The sequence below is a fragment of the Sphingomonas phoenicis genome, from assembly GCF_047238005.1.
Taxonomy (GTDB): domain Bacteria; phylum Pseudomonadota; class Alphaproteobacteria; order Sphingomonadales; family Sphingomonadaceae; genus Sphingomonas.
The window spans coordinates 2,072,284-2,087,621 of record NZ_JBDFMC010000002.1 but is presented as its reverse complement, the minus strand read 5'-3'; the positions used below and the strand labels follow the sequence as shown (position 1 = coordinate 2,087,621).

The window sequence follows — 15,338 nt, the reverse complement described above, 5'->3', positions numbered from 1 at the left end:
GCGTGAGCGCCGGGAATGACGATCGGTGCCGCGCTGCTGGTCGTGTTCGCGGCGATCATCCACGCGACCTGGAATCTCCTGGCCAAGCGCGCCGCTGCGGTCGGCCCGGTGTTCGTGTTCGCCTATAATCTGGTATCCTGCGTCGTATATGCGCCGTGGATGGCGTACCAGTTCGTCCACGGCGATACGCACTGGGACGCGATCGGGATCGGCATCGTCCTGCTCAGCGGCGCGATCCATCTCGCCTACAGCCTGTGCCTGCAACGCGGCTATCAGGTCGCCGACCTGTCGGTCGTCTACCCGGTCGCGCGCGGGACGGGACCGATGCTCGCCACCGTTGCAGCCGTCCTCGTGCTGGGCGAGGCGCCGACCGGCCGGAGCCTGACCGGCCTGGCGCTGATCGTCGTCGGAATCGGGCTGATCGCCACGCAAGGCGACGTATCGGCGTTCCGGCGCCCCGGCGGGCGGGCGGGGGTTCGCTGGGGCACCGCCACGGGCGGGTTGATCGCGTCGTACACGGTGGTCGATGCCTATGCCGTCAAGACGCTGGGGATCGTGCCGGTGGTGCTGGACTGGTTCGCCAACCTCCTGCGTTTCTGCCTCCTCGCGCCGCTCATCGCGACGCGGCCGCGCCAGGCACTGGCATCGATGCGCGGCTTTTGGTGGAACGCGGTCGGCGTCGGCATCCTGTCGCCGCTCGGTTACATCCTGGTGCTTGCCGCCTTGTCGTTCGGCGCGCCGCTCAGCGTCGTCGCGCCGATGCGCGAATTGTCGATGATGATCGGCGCGGTGCTGGGCATGATCGTCCTGCGCGAGGCGGTCGGACCGTGGCGGCTGGCGGGATGCGCGGTCCTGATCGCGGGGGTCATCCTCCTGTCGACGACGTAAGCGATGCCGATGTCGCCCCAAGGCCGGGCAGGCCTGCGTCGTCATGGCGATCGTCGTCAGGTGACGCAGGCCTGACCGGCACGCCTCCGGCAGCATGGCGCCCGAAGACATGCCAAAGCCCTCGACCTCCGACAGGCGAGCCTCGCGGGGCCGGTGCCGACGATCTTGCGTAGCTTGTTACAGGATGTTGACCATCCCGCCGTCGACCAGCAGCGACGTCGCGGTGACGTAGCTGGCAAGCGGACTGCTGAGGAACAACGCGGCGTTGGCGACTTCCTCGGCTCTGCCCGGCCGGTCGAGCGCGATGCGCCAGCCGAGTTCGTCGGCGTCGACGCCTTCGGTCATCGCGGTCCTGATGAGACCCGGATGCAGGACGTTGACGCGGATCCCGTCCGACGCGAGTGCATCGGCCATCGCGTGCGCCATCAGCATCACCGCACCCTTCGATGCCGAATAGGCGACGCTGGCGCCCGAACCGCGCGCTCCGCCGATCGACGATACCAGGACGATCGATCCGTGGCGTCCGCCGGCGATCATCGATCGGGCGGCGGCCTGCGCGATCAGGAAGCTGCCCTTGACGTTGATCGCCAGCACCTTGTCGAGCGTGTCCTCGTCGATGTCCAGAAAGGGGCCGTTCTGGAGAATGCCCGCGAAGGTGACGAGAGTGGTCACGCCGCCGAATTCTTCCGCGGCCTGTATCGCCAACCCGACATCCGCAGCCTGCGTTACGTCGGTTCGCACGAAGCGGGCCTTCGCGCCCAGGCCTGTCACGATGTCGATGCTGGTCTCGCCACCTTCTCGCGGCTCGGGTTGCAGGTCGGCCACGATTACCGCCCTGGCGCCTTCCTCTGCGAAGCGTCGGCATGTCGCGCGACCCAGTCCGCTTGCGCCACCCGTAACGACGACGACGCTGTTCCGTGCCAGTGTCATCACGCAATCTCCACGATGGCGGGAGGCTTGCCGAACGCACCCTCTCGAAACTCCCGGAAAGCACGGTCGATCTCGGCATCGGAGTTCATGACGAACGGTCCTCGCCAGGCGACCGGCTGGCGGATCGGATCGGCGTGACCGAACAGAACCACGGCGTCCGACGCTGCCGCGATCTCCACGCGGTCGCCGGCGTCGTCGATGCGAACAAGGTCTCCGCCGGTCGCGGCACGGCCCCCGATCGCGACGTCGCCGCGAATGACGTAGAGGAGGGCGGTCCGGCCGGACGGTGCGGGAAGGAAGGTTCGTCCATCCGCCCGCAGGTCTAGCCAGGACAGGAACACGCCGGTGAGTGACGTGATCGGACCCCGCGCATCGCCATGGACGCCCGAGACGAGGTGCAGCGTACCGGCGCCTGCATCCATCGCGACGGCCGGGATGGCGTCGGCCTGCACGCCGATATAGGTCGGTGCGGTCATCTTCAGATGCGATGGAAGATTGATCCAGAGCTGTAGGATCTCCAGCATCCCGCCGGTTTCCTTGAAGGCCGGGGGAACCTGCTCGTTGTGGACCACGCCCGCACCCGCGGTCATCCACTGAACCCCGCCCGCCTGGATCGTTTGCCGGTTTCCGCCGGAATCGGTGTGGACCAGAGCGCCGTCTAGAACGAAGGTCACCGTCTCGAAGCCGCGGTGCGGATGGTCATCGAACGGCATGCCGCCATTCCCCGGCCCGAAAAGCTGCGGCCCGTGGTGACCGAGGATCAGGAACGGATCGAAGTCGGGATCGGCAGGCGGAGCGAGTGCATTTCGCGTCTCCAGCGCGCCGATATGCTCGGGCCGCGTGGACCTGATGAAGAGAACGTTCCGGGTTGGCATGGCGAGTGATCCAGCGATGGAGGCTGGATTATGCCGCGATCCTTCCACCGCAAAAACTGGGTCAGATTGGTGAGTGAGGATCAGTTTATCGCATGGAGTTCGCCACGCAGCGGCTTCGACGGTCCTTCTGGATCGACATCATCCGGGTTTCGTCATCCGATCGAACAGCCAGGCGCCGGCGATGCCGGGCGGGCGGTCCTGGCGGTGCACGATCGCGGTAGATACCGTCAGTCGCGGCACATGTCCCGGCCAGCGCGCCGTGGACAGTACAAGCAGCCGCCGCTCGGCCAGATCGGTCGCGACCATGTGCAGCGGCATGTTGCCCCACCCCATGCCGGCGAGCAGCATCGCGTGCTTGGCACCGAGATCGCCCAACCGCCAGGTGCGCACCCCGACGACGCCATTGTCCCGCCCCTTGGTCAGGTCGGTTCGGTCGGTCAGCACGAGTTGCAGATGATCGCGCAGGTCCTCGTCCTCGAGCGGACCGTCACGGCTGCGTTGCACGTCGGCGAGTGGATGGCTCGGCGCCACGACAGTCACGAGTTCGATCGCATCCAGCGCCACCGCGATCAGGCCGTCGGGCACGTGCGCGACATCGACGATGAGGCCGAGGTCGGCGTGACCGTCGACCACGGCCTTCACGGTCGCCCCCAGGCTCTCGACGTGCAGGCGCGTCCGGACGCTGGGATATTCGCGGTCGAAGTCGGACAGGACGGAGAACAGCAACGGCATCGGGAACATCGCATCGACGACCAGGAACAGTTCCGGCTCGATCCCCTCGCGCAGCGACCGGGCCTGCCGCCCCAGTGCGGCACTGGTCTCGATCACGCGCCGTGCACGGGGCAGCAGGGCGCTGCCGGCTTTCGTCAGCACCGGGCGATACAGGCTGCGGTCGAACAGCGGCATGCCCGTCGCGGCCTCCAGTTTCTGGACCGCATAGGTGACGGCGGACTGCGACCGGTCGAGCTTGCGGGCTGCAGCCGAAAAGCTGCCTTCCTCTGCCACCGCAGAGAAGACGAGCAGTTGGTCGAGGTTGATGGCCGGATCCAAAAAACGCTCCGTCGACGGATCTCCTGACTATCGGATCCTTTCGCACAGGCCGACCTCGCTCGCGACCTTGCTATCCGGCCATGTATCTGGACGGTGCGTCCAACAGGATACCTGAACAGACGCGCGGAACGGGCCTGTATCCGGCTCCAGCGCGCCCGCCGTCCGGCTGTTCACGCAGTCGCGGGCGGCAGGTTGTAGGGTTTCCGGTATGAGGGCGTGATCAGCCGGTTCGCCTCGGCATCCCCGTCGAACTGGCCCGTCTCGGCATTCCAGTGGACCTTGCGCCCCGTGCGCTGGGCGACGTTGCCCATCTGGCACACGATCGCCGTGTTGGCGGCCGATTCGATCGGGCAGGCGGGTGTACGGGTGCGATCCTTGATGCAGGCGATGAAGTCGGCCGTATGCCGGTCGAGGCCGTTGTCCTTCGCCAAGGTCACGGGAACCTCCTGCGTCATCATCCTGCCGTCGTTCGTCTCCGGCGTGACGCGCCATTGCTTGCGGTCGACGACGAGGGTTCCGGTCTCGCCGACGAAGGCGACGCCGTGATCTCCGCCGCCATAGGGCCCCTGACCGATGCCGACGGCATGTTCCCATTCCACCGAGAAATCGCCGAAGTCATAGATCGCCGTCTGCGTGTCCGGCGTTTCCATGGCCGAATCCGGATAGCCGTACGCCCCGCCGAGCGAACTGACCGAGCGGGGTGCCTGAGCCTTCATGCCCAGCAGCGCGATGTCCATCAGGTGGACGCCCCAATCGGTCATCAGACCGCCCGCATAATCCCAGTACCAGCGCCAGCTGAAATGAAAGCGGTTGGGATTGAAGGCGCGCTCCGGCGCCGGGCCGAGCCAGCGGTCGTAATTGACCCCGGGCGGCGGTGCCTGGTCCGGCTGGGGAACGACGCGCTTCATCCAGCCCATATAGGCCCATGCCTTGACCTTCCGGACGCGGCCGATGCCGCCGCCGTGGACGTGCGCGATGGCATCGGCCCAGTGCTGGTTGCTGCGCTGCCACTGCCCCACCTGGACGACGCGATTGTGGCGCTGCCTGGCTGCGACCATCGCCCGGCACTCCGCGATCGAGTTGCCGAGCGGCTTCTCGCAATAGGAATCCTTGCCCGCCGACATCGTGTCGACCAGCTGGAGCGCGTGCCAGTGATCCGGCGTCGCGATGATCACCGCGTCCACCGACCTGTCGTCCAGCATGCGACGATAGTCGTCGTACAGCCGCGGCGTGCGGCCGGAGGCTTTCTTCAGCTCGGCGCCGCGTTTCGCGAGAACCGGCGCGTCCACGTCGCACAGGGCGACGGGCGTGACATCGGCACCCTTGCACATGGCGGTGAGATCCGACCAGCCCATGCCCTTGCAGCCGATCAGCCCGACCTGCACCTTGTCGTTGGCGGACACCGGCCGCCGGCGCTGGGCAGCCGCATCACCGAGCGGCACCACGGCTGCGGCCGATGCGGCAAGGCCGCCGGCAAGGAGGGTGCGGCGGTCGAAGCTGGCGGTCATGATCGTTCCTTCCGAACTGTCGTCGGTGCAGTGGTAGCGCTCAACCGCTACCTGGCAAAGTCTTGTCCACGTTGGACAATGGCCACGCAAGCGGCTGCGGTGCCAGGCACCGGGATGAAGGCGGGCCGATGCACTCCAGCCCCCTCAGGCGCCCGGCGAACCGGCGGCCGATACGGACGGGGCAGGGCGGATCAAGGATAACGGCGCCGTGTCCACGTCCTTCGACAACAGCCATCGCATCGCGCTGGCCTCGTCGTCGAACAGCTCGTGACCGGCCAGATGGGCGACCCGCATCGCCTGCAGGCGCGACAGGGCGCTCGTCATGATGATCGCGGTCCGCGCGTTCATCGTGCGCTGACCATGCGCGATGATCCTGGCGTGCCCGTCCGCGATCGCGCGGCTCTGGATCGGATAGTCGGACATGTCGACCAGGATCCTCCGGCAGCCACCCGTCTTGCGCAATGCCTCGGCCTGCCGGCCCAGCTCGGCGACATAGGCCACCATCACCTCCATCGCCCAGAACCCCTCCACCCTGATGCGCATCAGGTGGTGTGAAGGCTCGATCGTCACCGTGTACATGCGCCATCCTCAGTGCAGGTCGCTGAATTCGCTTGAAGGATGATGATTGCCGGCGAGACGTGAACGAACGGTTCACTGCATATTCGGGCGGCGATCGGCGGATCACGGCATGCCTAGTTCCCGTTCGCGCGATGGAGCGAAGAGATGCGATCCTGACGGCCGGTCAGCGGACGTCGACCACGACCGGAGGATCGGACTGAACATCGAGCACGCCGTCGGTGGCGGGCAGACACCGCTGCGCAGGGCGGGGTGTACGCCGTGTCGACCCGCGGGCATGGCGGCACTCATCGTCGTCGGTGAACGGCCCGTTCCCCGCGCCGTCGAAGGACACGGAGAGATCGTCGCCATCGCAAGCCGCCCGCGCTGATCGCCGCACCGTACACGACTGCCCGACACCCGCTCCCTGCCGCCGCAGCGACAAGGGATGAGCGTCGGGCCGATCGAGCGTGTTTCGTCAGGCGAGGACGAGATCCGCCGGCGTGATCGTCGACACGCCGGGCAGCGCGATGACCAGATCTGCGACGCCGTCGCCGTCCACGTCCCCGAACAGTGTGTAGACGCCGTTGACCCGCTCGCCGCGCAGGTCGCCCGCCGCGGCGAAGGCACCGCTGCCGACCCACCGGAACGCGTCGCTTGCCGCCGTGCCGCTGTTGGCATCGATCCCGGTCAGGTCGATGCGATCGCCGCGCTGGAAGTCGGTGATGCGATCGGTGGCGCCATCGGCCACGTCGAACACGAAGCGATCGTTGCCGCTGCCGCCGCTCAGGATGTCGGCACCGGCACCGCCGTTCAGGATATCGGCACCGCTGCCGCCGAACAGCTGGTCGGCACCGGCGCCGCCCAGCAGCGTGTCGTCGCCCGAGCCGCCGTCCAGCCGGTCGTCGCCGCGGCCGCCGTTCAGCACGTTGCTGCCCGCACCACCGGTCAATACGTCGGCGAAGTCGGTGCCGGTCGCATTTTCGAAGTTCGAGATGCGATCGCCCGCCGCGCCGCCGCCGGTGCGGTTGCTGCCCAGGTCGACGGTGACGCCGCTACCGAGCCCGGCATAGCTGAGCGTATCGATGCCGGCGCCACCGTTCAGCGTGTCGCGCCCGCCGCCGCCGTTGATGGTGTTGGCCGCATTGTTGCCGATCAACGTGTCCGAGAACGAGGTGCCGCGCAGGTTCTCGATCGAGATCAGCACGTCGCCTGCGGCCGCGCCGCCGGTCTGGCCGCTCTGCAGGTTCACCGAAACGCCGCTCGTCGCCGCCTGCCAGCTCGCCGTGTCGCTGCCCAGGCCGCCGTTGATGCGGTTGGCGACGGCGTTGGCGATGATCAGGTCGTCGCCGCTGCCGCCGATCCCGTTCTCGATGATCGCACCATATGCGATGCCGAGATTGTCGGTCATCAGGCCGTTGCGGTACGTGCCCTGCGTGATCTCGAGGTACAGGTCGTAGGTTGCCTGCGTGCGCGGCGCCAGGCCGGCGGCCGCACGGCGGGCGTTGATCTCCGCCAGGGTCGGCACCTCTTCGGAGTAGAAGCCGCCGACGCTGCTGTACGAACCCGGGTTCAGGTCGAGGATCGAGGGGGTGGAATAGCCCGACAGGTCGATCGTGTCGTTGCCGCCGGCATCCCAGATCGTCGCGACCGGCTGCGGCGTCAGGTTGAAGTCGAACGAGTCGCGCCCGGCATTGCTGTTGAAGCCATAGACCGTGTCGCCGGTCCGCGTGGTCATGTCGGCGCCATAGATGCGCTGGATCGCCGCCACGTCGTGCACCATCGGCGTCGACGGATAGCGATAGGTCATCAGCTCCCAGTCGACATGGTTGGCACCGGTCTCCTCGGAGTCCCAATAGGACATGATCGAGTACTGGTTCGAATCCTGGTAATATTCCGCACCGTTCTCGTACGTGACGTCAAATCCGGGACCGAAATTATACGCGCCTGGATGCTCCAGTCCCAGCGAGTGGCCCAGTTCGTGAACCAGCGTGGTCAGCCCGTACTGCCCCTCGTCGAACAGGCCGTTCGACGGGTTGATGCTGGGCGGCGCGACATAGACGTCGCCCGAGATTTCCTTGTACGAGACGAACTCGCCCTGCTGGTTGCGGACGGTGGCGACGCCGTAATCATACGGGAGATAGGCCGACGCCTGCGCCGGGCCCGTCGTCGTGTTCATGAAGTTGATGTCGCCCTGCTGGAACGGCGTCTCCACGAACTTGACGGTGATCAGGTCGTCCCACTGCGTGATCGCATCGCGCGCGGCGACGCGCTGCTCCGCGCTGAATGCCGAGAAGCCCGCCGTCACGCCAAGTCCTGCGCGCAGTGTGCCGCCCGCGTCGCGGTAGACATAGGGCTCCGGCAGGGTCGCCAGCGTCTCGTAGAAGCCGAAGGTCAGCGTCTGGAGGACGCCGTCACTGTCGCCCTTCGATTCGGCGAGATTGTAGTAGTTGTTGTCCGCCGGGCCCTGCGCGCCGTACCATTCGGCACCCGAGCGGTAGGTGACGCCACCCTCGGTGATCAGGCCGTCGCCGCGGTTCAGCTGGAAGGCGATCTGGTCGATGTCCCACACCGGCTTGCCGCGGATCGTGCCGCCCTGGCCGTCCACCGACGCTTCCTGCGGCAGGCGGACCACGGTGTCGCCGTCGTACACCACCCGGTCGGGGATGCCGGCGCAGGCGGCGCATCCGCAGCCGGCATTGGCCACGTCGTGAAAGGCCTTGGTCTTGATCGGCATCATCGTCTCCCTTTATCCCTGCGTTCGTTCGTCAGCCCCGATCGCCCGCGCGCCAGGGCAGCAACCGGGCCAGCGTGCCAGACAGTGCCGCGTCGATCGCGGCGCGGTCGGCCGCGGCGGCACCCCACGGCACGCTGCGCGGTGCGGTACCGAACAGGATCGGCGCCGGCTCGGTCCCGGCCTGCATGGTGCGCCGGATGGTGTAGATCAGTCTCGGCCGGTCGGCCTGACGTTCCAGCGCCGCCTGGACGGCCAGGATCGCCACGCCGGCATCGGCGGTCGCGGCATCGGCCTCGGACAGGCAGGCGACGGGAATGGGTGCCTCGCGCGCGGCGAGCAGGCGAAGCCGCTCGCACAACTGCGACCGGGCGGCATCCGCCGCGAACAGGTCGGCACCGCCGCCATCCATCTGCACGACGATGCCCAGCTTGCGGACGCCGTCCCATCCGCGATCGCGGATCGGGGCCGGGGCGACATCCGCCGCGGTCACCGGCGTATTGCCCAGCAAGGGGATGAGGAGGAGCGTCGCGATCTGTCTGCCAAGCGGCACAATGCTGTCTCTCCGGTGGAACCGACGCAGCAGCGACAGTCCGACGGCGGCAAGTTATTCGGTATCGGGGATTTCTTGTCAATGAAGCATTTGTCATCCTTCTTTTCGGCAGAAAGCTGCGAGTGTTGGTGATGCTGACACCATGATGTCGTGACGGAAGCGGAACGACAATCCAGCACTTGATTTTCATGTTGCGCGGCAGCGATCATGCGGTCGAATACTTGCGGCGCCGATGGATCTTCCCCCACGAATGCTGCAGCGCGGCGCGAAAGCAATCCGATCGACGTTCGGCAAGGCTCGACAAGTACTTGGCCGGCGCATAGCCTGCTATCTGCGCCGGCTGCCGCCTGCACGTTTCCGGAACGGGTATCTTCGCTTGCGTGCATGTGGTGTCATGACTGTGTTGACGGTGTTGCTGGCGGGGCATGCCGCGGCATCGGCGCAGGCGCCGACCGCAATTCCCCGGCCGACCGCCGATCCGCTGGCGATCGACATGGACAGCGATCCGATCCTGTCGCTGGCGCGCGAGCCGGGGGCAATGGCGCCGTTCCAGTCGCTGGTCGCACAGGCCGTGCGGCTGCATCCGGCGGTGGCAGAGGTGGTCGCTTCGGAAGACGAGGCACGGGCGGCGCGGTCCGAGGCTCGCGCCCGCCGCTATCCGTCGATCGATGCGTCGCTGAGTGCATACGAGACGCTGGCGCGCGACTTCTCCGACGATCCCCAGAACATCATCGAACGCTCACGGGCGCGGCGGCGGGTGGACCTTCTGGTCAATGCGCAGCAGACGCTGGTCGACTTCGGCGCGACCCGCCACCGCGTCGACGCCGCCAGCGCCCGGCTGCAGGCGGCCGCGAACGCATCGGACGACCGCCGGACGGAAATCGCGTTGCGTGCGGTCGCCGCCTATTACGACGTCTTCGGCTACCGGGTGATGACCGCGCTGGCCGAACAGTTCGCGGCATCGCAGCGCGAACTGGGCCGATCGATCGCCGAGCGGATCGACAGCGGCGTCGCCGCGCCCAGCGATGCGGCGCGGGTCGACGGCTATGTCGCCTCGGCCGACCGGCGGACGGCCGAGTATCGCCGCTTGCAGGCGAGCGCGGAGGCGCGGTTCGGGGAGCTGTTCGGCCGTCCACCCCCGCCCGGACTGGCGCGGGCACCGGCCCCTGATGCCGCGCCGCTCGACCGTGATTCGGCGCAGTCCGCCGCGCGTGAGGCGCCGGCGGTCCGCTCGGCCGCCGACCTCGCCCGCGCCGCGCGGGAGGAGGCGCGGGCGGCACGGTCCGACACGCTGCCGACCTTGTCCGCAGGCGTCGATGCCGGGCGCTACGGCGTGATCGAGAACCAGCGCGACTACGACATCCGCGCGCGGCTGACGCTGCGCCAGCGGCTGTTCGGCGGGATCGACTCGCGGGCCGACCAGTTGCGGGCCCGCGCCAACGCCGCCGATGCCCGCGCCGCGACCGCCCGGATCGATGCCGAGCGCGAGGCGGCGATCGCCTGGGCCGACGTGTCGGCGCTGGAGGGGCAGCGCACCGCGCTGGAGCAGGCCTATGTCGCCGGCCGCCGCTCGCGCGACGTGCTGACCGAGCGGTTCCGCGCCGCGCGGGGCACGCTGTTCGACCTCCTCGCCGCCGAGGACGCCTATTTCGCCAACGCCACTGCCTATATCCAGGCGGTGACCGAGCTGGATGCCGCGCGCTATGTCCTGCTGGCGCGGACCGGGCGCCTGCTCGACGCGCTCGACCTGCCCACCTCTGCCGCAACGGATCGCCCATGAGCCTTCACGATCTCGCTCCGCCACGGCCGGCCCGGCTGGGCCGGTGGCTGCTGGCGCCGATGCTGCGCAACCGCGACACGTACCTGAAGGTCGCGCTGGCCGCGGCGGTCATCAACCTGTTCGCGCTCCTCACCTCGCTGTTCACCATGACGGTCTACGACCGCGTGCTGCCGAACAACGCCACCGCCTCGCTGATCGCGCTCAGCATCGGCCTGTCGATCGTGATCGTGTTCGACCTGATCCTGCGCACGCTGCGCGCCTATTTCGTCGATGTCGCTGGCGCCGATATCGACCAGCGCATCGGCGCGCACGTGTTCCAGCGGTTGATCGAGCTGCGCATGGACCTGCGGAAAGGATCGACGGGCGCGCTCGCCGGGCTGATGCGCGAGCTGGAGACGCTGCGCGACTTCTTCGCCTCCGCCTCGATCACCGCGCTGGTCGACGTGCCGTTCATCATCGTCACGCTGGCGCTGATCGCCATCATCGGCGGGCCGGTGGTCTGGGTGCCGCTGGCGATGATCCCGCTGGTCGTGCTGGCCGGCTGGGCGACCAACCCCGCGCTCGACCGGCTGTCGTCGCGGATGATGCGCGAGGGGCTGGAGAAACAGTCGGTGCTGGTCGAGGCGATCGGCGCCATGGAGACGGTGAAGGCATCGAACGCCGGCCCGCTGCTGGCGCGGCGATGGGCGCGCGCGCTGGAGGAACATGCCGACAGTTCGCTGCGCCAGCGGCTGGTGTCGACGATCGGCGTCAACATCGCGATTTCCGCCAACACCATCGCCTATGCCGGCGTCGTGATCGTGGGGGTCGAGCTGATCGCCGCGCAGGAATTGACGATGGGCGGGCTGATCGCCTGCTCGATCCTGTCGGGCCGCGCGGTATCGCCGCTGGCAACGATCGCGCAGCTGCTGTCGCGGCTGACCGCGACGCGCACCGCCTATCGCCAGCTGAACGGCCTGATGCAATTGACCGTCGAGGGGCCGGCGGACGAGCCGCTGCGCACCGAGCGGGTGGCGGGCCGGATCGAGTTCCGCCAGGTCGCCTTCCGCTATCCCGGCGCCGCCGAGCGCGCGATCGACGGCGTCAGCTTCGCGATCGAGCCGGGGGAGCGGGTCGCGCTGCTGGGCCGCGTCGGATCGGGCAAGTCGACGCTCGCGCGGTTGCTGCTGGGTCTTTATCCGCCTGAGGCCGGGCTGGTGCTGGTCGACGGCATCGATCTGCGCCAGCTCGATCCGCGCGACCTGCGCCGCAACATCGGCACAGCGATGCAGGAAAGCGTGCTGTTCACCGGCTCGGTGCGCGAGAACATCGCGCTGGGTCGCGACGGGATCGACGATGCGGAAATCGTGCGGGCGGCGCGCGTGTCGGGCACGCACCAGTTCATCGGCCAGGTCGCCAACGGATACGACCTGAAGCTCGCCGACCGGGGCGAGGGGCTGTCGGGCGGGCAGCGCCAGTCCATCGCGCTCGCCCGCGCACTGGCGGGGCGCCCGCCGGTGGTGATCTTCGACGAGCCGACCAGCGCGATGGACCTGCAGACCGAGGGCGGGCTGATCGGCCGACTGGAGGCGGAACTGGCCGATCGCACGCTCCTCGTCATCACCCACCGGCCCCAGCTGATCCGGCTGGTCCAGCGGGTGATCGTCATGGACCGCGGCCGCATCACGCTCGACGGACCGCGCGACGTGGTGATGAAGCAGCTTACCCAGCCAAAGGCGGCATAAGGCGATGGCGGCGACCCATATCGAGAATCTGGCCGATCGGATCCGGCCGCGTGTCGCGTCCAGCGTGCTGCTGTGGGGCATCCTGGCGTTCCTGGTGATCGCGGTGGCGTGGGCGGCGCTGGCCGAGATCGACCGGACGGTGCGCGCGCAGGGGCGGGTGATCCCCGGCGCCGAACTCCAGATCGTGTCGAACCTGGAGGGCGGCATCGTCGACCGCATCTTGGTGCGCACCGGGCAGACGGTGCGGGCCGGCACGCCGCTGATCCGGCTGGACCGCACCGCGAGCGGATCGGAATATGGCAGCAGCCGCGCCGCCTTCGACGCGCTGGACGCGCGCGTGGCGCGGCTGGATGCCGAGGTGGTCGGCCGCGATCCCGTCTATGGCCCGCCCGCCGATGCCGCCGCCGCCGGGCAGATCGCGACGGAGCGGGCACTCCACGCCTCGCGCATGGCCGACCTCGCCAGCACGCTCGCCGCCGCGCAGTCGCGGATCGTCCAGGCCGAGCGCGCGATCGGCGAGGCGGAGGCGAGCGCCGCCGCCCGCCGTGCCGCCAGCGAGGCGGCCCGCCGCGAGCTGGCGATGATCCGTCCGCTGGTGGAACGCGGGATCGAACCGCGGCTGACCCTGATCCAGACCGAGAACGCCGCCGCCGTCGCCGACAGCGAGGCGACGGCCGCCGGTGCGGCGATCGCGCGCGCGCGCAGCGCGGCGGTGGAGGCGCGGGCGAACTACGCGCAGGCGCGCCAGAACTGGCGCTCGCGCGCGGCGGACGAACTCGCCACCGCGCGCGGCGAATATGCCCAGCGTCGCACCGCCATGCCGGCGCTCGCGGACAAGGTGACGCGCACCGTCGTGCGCGCGCCGCTCGCCGGGCGGGTCAACCGGGTGATGGTGACCACGGTCGGCGGCACCGTCGCGCCGGGCGCGCCGCTGGTCGAGATCGTGCCGTCGGAGGACGGGCTGCTGATCGATGCCCGCGTCAACCCGCGCGACATCGCCGCCATCCGCATGGGCCAGCCGTCGAAGGTGGAACTCACCGCCTATGACCCGGCGGTCTATGGCTCGCTGCCGGGGCGGGTCGTGTCGATCTCGCCGGACTCGGTCCTCGATCAGCGTACCAACGAGGCCTATTATCTGGTCCGCGTCCGCACCTCGCGCGAGAGCCTGAACGGGCGTGGCGGCAGTGCGCTGCCGATCGGGCCGGGGATGGTGGCGACGGTGAGTCTGCTCGGCGACAAGCGGTCGGTGCTGTCCTACATTCTGGCACCCTTCACCCGCCTGCGCGATCAGGCTCTCAGGGACTGATCGCGACGGGGGCGCCCGTCACCAATCCCGCTCGATCTGCTCCAGCGTCTTGCCCCGGGTCTCCGGCAGCATGCGGTGGATGAACACGAACCCGGCCGCGCAGATCGCGCCATAGATCCAGAAGGTCGCGCCGGTACCCGCCCACGCGTTCAGGAGCGGGAAGGTGTAGGTCAGCACGAAACACGCCGCCCAGAGTGCCGTCGTGGCCACGGCCATGCTGGCGCCGCGCGCCTCGCCCGGGAAGATTTCCGACAGGGCGACCCAGGTCACCGGCGCCAGCGTCATCGCATAGGTCGCGATCGCTGCGACGACCAGCAGCAGCAGCGGCCAGCCCTGCACCCCCGCGATATAGCCCGCGCCGACCGCGGCATAGATCACCGCCAGCCCGGCACAGCCGATCAGCAGCAGCCGGCGCCGCCCCCAGCGTTCCACGGTGCCCAGCGCGACCAGCGTGAAGACGCAGTTCACGACGCCGGTGATGACGATGTTGAACAGCGTGTCGGATACCTCGTACCCGGCGCCGGCGAAGATCTCCTGCGCATAATTAAATATGACATTTATGCCGCACCATTGTTGCAGCACGGCCAGGGCGACGCCGATCACCAGCACCCGGCGAAAACGGGCCTCCTGCAGCACCGCGCGCAGGCTGCGGCCGGGCGCCGCCTCGATCGCGCGGCGGATGTCGTCGAGCGCCCCTTGCGCATGCGCTTCGCCGCCCAGCCGTTCCAGAACGCCCCGCGCCCGGTCCCACCGGCCCCGCTGGGCCAGCCATCGCGGGCTTTCGGGGATCAGGAAGCAGCCGAGCACGAACGCGGTGGCGGGTACGGCGGCGGCACCGAACATCCAGCGCCAGCCGGCCATGCCGTTCCACGATGCGGCGATGTCGGCGGCGGAGGCGCCGGCGGGCACCGGCTGCGCGATCAGCCAGTTGACGATCTGCGCGGCCAGCAGGCCGATGACGATGGCGATCTGGTTCAGCACGACCAGCCGCCCGCGGCTGCCCGAGGGAGCGATCTCGGCGATGTAGAGCGGCGACAGTCCCGATGCCATGCCGATCGCCACGCCGCCCGCGATCCGCCACGCCACGAACGTGCCGAACCCGCCGGCGAGCGCCGTGCCGATCGACGAGCCGGCGAAGATCACCGCCGCGATCAGCAGGGCCGGGCGCCGCCCGCGCCGGTCGGCGACGACGCCGGAGATCATCGCGCCGGCCAGGCACCCGATCAGCGCACAGCTGACCGCCCAGGCCTGGACGGCGGGCGTGTCGAGCCCGAACGCCGCCTCGTAGAACGGCTTGGCGCCGCCGATCACCACCCAGTCGTATCCGAACAGCAGTCCGCCCAGGGCGGAGATCGCGGCGGCCAGCCACACCGCCCCGGTCGCGGCAGGAGCGGTAGTATCCGCGGCGGGTGCGCCGGTATCGACCATGTGCATG

The 15,338-nt window shown here is 68.9% G+C and carries 12 protein-coding genes; 4 read left to right on the top strand and 8 right to left on the bottom strand.

What is annotated here, in order from left to right:
- Positions 1 to 15 precede the first annotated feature (15 nt).
- Entirely contained in the window at positions 16 to 888 is an 873-nt protein-coding gene (locus ABC319_RS11110; protein ID WP_413070282.1) for an EamA family transporter, read from the top strand.
- Positions 889 to 1,065: 177 nt separating this feature from the next.
- On the opposite strand, the gene ABC319_RS11105 is transcribed toward ABC319_RS11110, so the two are convergent.
- From ABC319_RS11105 to ABC319_RS11075, 7 genes are all read right to left on the bottom strand, one after another.
- Positions 1,066 to 1,818, bottom strand: a complete 753-nt coding sequence (locus tag ABC319_RS11105) for an SDR family NAD(P)-dependent oxidoreductase (protein WP_413070281.1) — start codon at positions 1,816 to 1,818, stop codon at positions 1,066 to 1,068.
- Positions 1,818 to 2,693: a pirin family protein gene (locus ABC319_RS11100; protein WP_413070280.1), complete on the bottom strand. Its 876-nt coding sequence runs from the start codon at positions 2,691 to 2,693 to the stop codon at positions 1,818 to 1,820. Before ABC319_RS11100 ends, ABC319_RS11105 begins: the two co-directional genes overlap by 1 nt.
- Before the next feature lie 138 nt (positions 2,694 to 2,831).
- Positions 2,832 to 3,743, bottom strand: a complete 912-nt coding sequence (locus tag ABC319_RS11095; RefSeq protein WP_413070279.1) for a LysR family transcriptional regulator — start codon at positions 3,741 to 3,743, stop codon at positions 2,832 to 2,834.
- 170 nt (positions 3,744 to 3,913) lie between these two features.
- Positions 3,914 to 5,251 carry a Gfo/Idh/MocA family protein gene (locus tag ABC319_RS11090; protein ID WP_413070278.1) on the bottom strand — a complete coding sequence of 446 codons (1,338 nt, stop codon included), beginning with the start codon at positions 5,249 to 5,251 and terminating at the stop codon, positions 3,914 to 3,916.
- Positions 5,252 to 5,395: 144 nt separating this feature from the next.
- Positions 5,396 to 5,830: a hypothetical protein gene (locus tag ABC319_RS11085; RefSeq protein ID WP_413070277.1), complete on the bottom strand. Its 435-nt coding sequence runs from the start codon at positions 5,828 to 5,830 to the stop codon at positions 5,396 to 5,398.
- 454 nt (positions 5,831 to 6,284) lie between these two features.
- A complete protein-coding gene (locus ABC319_RS11080; RefSeq protein WP_413070276.1) occupies positions 6,285 to 8,543 on the bottom strand; it encodes a M10 family metallopeptidase in 2,259 nt (752 codons plus the stop codon).
- A gap of 31 nt (positions 8,544 to 8,574) precedes the next feature.
- Positions 8,575 to 9,093 carry a hypothetical protein gene (locus ABC319_RS11075; RefSeq protein WP_413070275.1) on the bottom strand — a complete coding sequence of 173 codons (519 nt, stop codon included), beginning with the start codon at positions 9,091 to 9,093 and terminating at the stop codon, positions 8,575 to 8,577.
- Positions 9,094 to 9,487: 394 nt separating this feature from the next.
- Here ABC319_RS11075 and ABC319_RS11070 point away from each other — a divergent pair, with 394 nt between their 5' ends.
- The 3 genes from ABC319_RS11070 to ABC319_RS11060 are packed head-to-tail and all read left to right on the top strand — an operon-like array spanning position 9,488 to position 13,903.
- Complete coding sequence (locus tag ABC319_RS11070; RefSeq protein ID WP_413070274.1) at positions 9,488 to 10,873, top strand: TolC family protein; 1,386 nt, start codon at positions 9,488 to 9,490, stop codon at positions 10,871 to 10,873.
- Complete coding sequence (locus ABC319_RS11065; RefSeq protein WP_413070273.1) at positions 10,870 to 12,597, top strand: type I secretion system permease/ATPase; 1,728 nt, start codon at positions 10,870 to 10,872, stop codon at positions 12,595 to 12,597. The genes ABC319_RS11070 and ABC319_RS11065 overlap by 4 nt, the downstream gene beginning before the upstream one ends.
- Before the next feature lie 4 nt (positions 12,598 to 12,601).
- Positions 12,602 to 13,903: an HlyD family type I secretion periplasmic adaptor subunit gene (locus ABC319_RS11060; protein WP_413070272.1), complete on the top strand. Its 1,302-nt coding sequence runs from the start codon at positions 12,602 to 12,604 to the stop codon at positions 13,901 to 13,903.
- 18 nt (positions 13,904 to 13,921) lie between these two features.
- Here the strand turns inward: ABC319_RS11060 and ABC319_RS11055 are convergent, their stop codons facing one another.
- Positions 13,922 to 15,337, bottom strand: a complete 1,416-nt coding sequence (locus tag ABC319_RS11055; RefSeq protein ID WP_413070271.1) for a sugar porter family MFS transporter — start codon at positions 15,335 to 15,337, stop codon at positions 13,922 to 13,924.
- Between the last annotated feature and the right edge of the window lies 1 nt (position 15,338).

What these genes read in the sequence shown, in the direction of transcription:
- ABC319_RS11110 (WP_413070282.1), top strand. Translation starts at nt 16, where the DNA reads ATGACGATCGGTGCCGCGCTGCTGGTCGTGTTCGCGGCGATCATCCAC.
- ABC319_RS11105 (WP_413070281.1), bottom strand. Translation starts at nt 1,818, where the DNA reads ATGACACTGGCACGGAACAGCGTCGTCGTCGTTACGGGTGGCGCAAGC.
- ABC319_RS11100 (WP_413070280.1), bottom strand. Translation starts at nt 2,693, where the DNA reads ATGCCAACCCGGAACGTTCTCTTCATCAGGTCCACGCGGCCCGAGCAT.
- ABC319_RS11090 (WP_413070278.1), bottom strand. Translation starts at nt 5,251, where the DNA reads ATGACCGCCAGCTTCGACCGCCGCACCCTCCTTGCCGGCGGCCTTGCC.
- ABC319_RS11085 (WP_413070277.1), bottom strand. Translation starts at nt 5,830, where the DNA reads ATGTACACGGTGACGATCGAGCCTTCACACCACCTGATGCGCATCAGG.
- ABC319_RS11080 (WP_413070276.1), bottom strand. Translation starts at nt 8,543, where the DNA reads ATGCCGATCAAGACCAAGGCCTTTCACGACGTGGCCAATGCCGGCTGC.
- ABC319_RS11070 (WP_413070274.1), top strand. Translation starts at nt 9,488, where the DNA reads ATGACTGTGTTGACGGTGTTGCTGGCGGGGCATGCCGCGGCATCGGCG.
- ABC319_RS11065 (WP_413070273.1), top strand. Translation starts at nt 10,870, where the DNA reads ATGAGCCTTCACGATCTCGCTCCGCCACGGCCGGCCCGGCTGGGCCGG.
- ABC319_RS11060 (WP_413070272.1), top strand. Translation starts at nt 12,602, where the DNA reads ATGGCGGCGACCCATATCGAGAATCTGGCCGATCGGATCCGGCCGCGT.
- ABC319_RS11055 (WP_413070271.1), bottom strand. Translation starts at nt 15,337, where the DNA reads ATGCACATGGTCGATACCGGCGCACCCGCCGCGGATACTACCGCTCCT.